The following is a 2,728-nucleotide window of genomic DNA, read 5'->3' as shown; positions in this document are numbered from 1 at the left end:
TGGAACGACTTCGGGACGAAGTCGAATCCTGGGTGAGCGCCCGAAATGCAGCGGGGGTAAAGATCAATTGGCAATTCTCGACCCAGGATGCCCGTCGCAGCTTTGGTCGGCACTATCAAGCTATCCGAATTAATTGAACGCTGTACTAGCCCAGATGTGGAATCAAATCTGGAAATGTAGCAAGGACGCCGCTGCTTACTATGGGCCGTGACTACTGGAAAATTTGAAAGTTGCGTTAGGAAGTCAAGTTACAATTCAAGTAATGGGCTTTGATTTTCTGACGGACGAAGATTTGGCGTTGTATGGGCGCTTTCGCGGCGATCCAAGTCCGCAACAATTTCACGATTTCTTCCACCTGGACGAAGAACAGCTTAAACGGATTGCCGAACTCCGTCACCCACACACAAAACTGGGTTTTGCTCTCCAGCTCACGACGCTCAAGTTTCTTGGAACGTTTCTTTCTGATCCGCTTGCCGTTCCAGACAGCGTTATTCGTACTCTTGCTGTTCAGCTTCAACTGCCAAGATCCATCCAACTTCACCGTTACCTTGATCGCCGAGAAACGCGGTTCAACCATCAAACCGAAATCCGAAAAATGCTTGGCTACAAGGACTTCGACGCTGTCGAAGTCCTGCATTTAATGCGTTTCCTGTACGCGCATCTCCTGGTGACGGATGAACGCCCCATTGAACTTTTTGATCGGCTGACACAGCGATTGATTCAGCGCCACGTCATTCTTCCTGGCCCAACCGTTCTTGCTCAGATTGTGGTGCGGGTACGCGAGCGGGTCATGACCCGGCTGCATAGACAAATTACGGCCCGGCTCGATGCGAATCAGACCGACACATTGGCAGAAGTGCTTGTAGTGCCAGAAAAACAAAGGCGGAGTCGGCTTGACGTGTTGCGAACTCCACCCACTCGGCAAAAATCACCTGGACTCATCCAGCACTGAAACGCATTGAGGATATTCGCGCTCTGGGTGTAGGAAAAATCAAACTGGACGATATTCCACAGGCCAGAATCCGCGTGCTGAGTCGGCAAGGTTTAACCGCCTGGTCTGGTCATCTTGCCCAGATGTCGCGGGAGCGCCGTCTTGCCACCTTGCTGGTCACCATGCAGTACCTGGAGAAAAGCGCCACGGATGACGCGCTGGACATCTTTGACACCATCATGGGCGAATTGTCATTGAGTGGTGAAAAACTCCGGCGTAAATCCCGGCTGCGTACCCTCAAAGACCTCGACCAGGCGGCGCTGGTGTTACGTGATGCAGTGCAGGTACTACTGGACTCAGAGGTTCCCGCACCCACGGTGCGGGACATCATTTTTGCCCGTCTGGGCGAAGCTTCCCTGAAAACAGCGATGGAATCCGTCACAGAACTCGCCAGCACAGCGGAAAATACCGAACCAGAAGCCTGGATGGAGACAACCGCGACGATCAGTCGTTTCCTACCGACCCTGCTAGAAACGCTTGTGTTCGAGGGAACCACCACTGCGGCACCCACCCTTGCTGCTCTGAAATTCCTGCGTGGAGAAGAAGGAAGGCGTAAAAGTTGGAAAAGTGCGCCTGTATCGTTTATCCCTCAGTCCTGGCAGGAAATTGTGCGCCCCGCCGGGGTCATTGATCAGCGTGGTTATCAGGTGTGTGCAGCACATATGCTGCACACTTTGCTCAAGAGACGAGAAATCTTCGTTCCAGCCAGCTTTCGTTATGGTGACCCACGCGCCCAACTTCTTCAAGGGGAAGAGTGGGAACGATTACGGCCTGAACTGGTGCGCTCTCTTGGTTGGTCACTCGACCCCAAAGTCGAACTGGACGCTCTTTCTTCGCAACTTAAGGAGGCGTACCAGCGAACTGCCGAAGGGTTGTCCAGCAATCCGGCAATCAGAATTGAGGTGCAGGACGGCAAAACGATGCTGGTCGTGACGCCACTTGAAGCGGAACCTGTCCCAGAGAGCCTGATTACCCTGCAAACCCAAGTGGATGCCCGTCTACCCGACATTGATCTCTCTGAGTTACTGATGGAAGTGCATGCCTTCACAGGTTTCGCTCATGAGTTCGATAACGTCAGTGAAGGCAAAACCAAGGTGGATGACTTCGCTACCACACTGTGTGCCGTCCTGGTCGCTGGTGCTTGTAATATTGACCTCAAATCTGTGGCCCAGCCGACAAACCCAGCACTCACCCTCTCACGGTTGAATTGGGTGAAGCAACAGTACCTTCGGGCAGACACCCTATTACGGGCAAATGCGTGTCTGGTGGCGGCGCAAGCGGCATTGCCGCTTGCTTCCGTCTGGGGAACAGGTGAAACCGCGAGCGCCGATGGACTCCGGTTTTCGACCCCACTGCGCAACACGATGGCCGCCCCTAACAGCAAATATTTCGGCGCTGGGCGCGGCGTGACTTACTACGCCCTGAGTTCTGACCAGTACACCGGACTTCATGGGCGCGTCATTCCAGGAACGCTGCGAGACAGCCTTTACATTCTGGGGAACCTCCTGGAGCAGAAAACCGTGTTGAGACCGCAGGAAATCATGAGCGACACTGCCGGGTACAGCGATGTGGTCTTCGGATTGTTCCATCTTCTGGGATATCAGTTCAGCCCTAGTACAGCGTTCAATTAATACGGATAGCTTGATAGTGCCGACCAAAGCTGCGACGGGCATCCTGGGTCGAGAATTGCCAATTGATCTTTACCCCCGCTGCATTTCGGGCGCTCACCCAGGATTC

Annotated in this window: 2 protein-coding genes; both read left to right on the top strand. The window is 53.7% G+C overall.

The features are described 5' to 3' along the window. Nucleotides 1–262 precede the first annotated feature (262 nt). On the top strand, nt 263–952 hold the full coding sequence (locus E5Z01_RS19095) for a DUF4158 domain-containing protein (RefSeq protein ID WP_135230823.1): 690 nt from the start codon (nt 263–265) through the stop codon (nt 950–952). 122 nt (nt 953–1,074) lie between these two features. Continuing rightward, on the top strand, nt 1,075–2,622 hold the full coding sequence (locus E5Z01_RS19090) for a Tn3 family transposase (protein ID WP_135230822.1): 1,548 nt from the start codon (nt 1,075–1,077) through the stop codon (nt 2,620–2,622). Nucleotides 2,623–2,728: the final 106 nt, after the last annotated feature.

It is taken from the genome of Deinococcus fonticola (genome assembly GCF_004634215.1).
GTDB classification, from domain to species: domain Bacteria; phylum Deinococcota; class Deinococci; order Deinococcales; family Deinococcaceae; genus Deinococcus; species Deinococcus fonticola.
Note: the sequence above shows the minus strand (reverse complement) of the source record. Positions and strands in the feature narration are given on the sequence as shown.

What these genes read in the sequence shown, in the direction of transcription:
- E5Z01_RS19090 (WP_135230822.1), top strand. Translation starts at nt 1,075, where the DNA reads ATGTCGCGGGAGCGCCGTCTTGCCACCTTGCTGGTCACCATGCAGTAC.
- E5Z01_RS19095 (WP_135230823.1), top strand. Translation starts at nt 263, where the DNA reads ATGGGCTTTGATTTTCTGACGGACGAAGATTTGGCGTTGTATGGGCGC.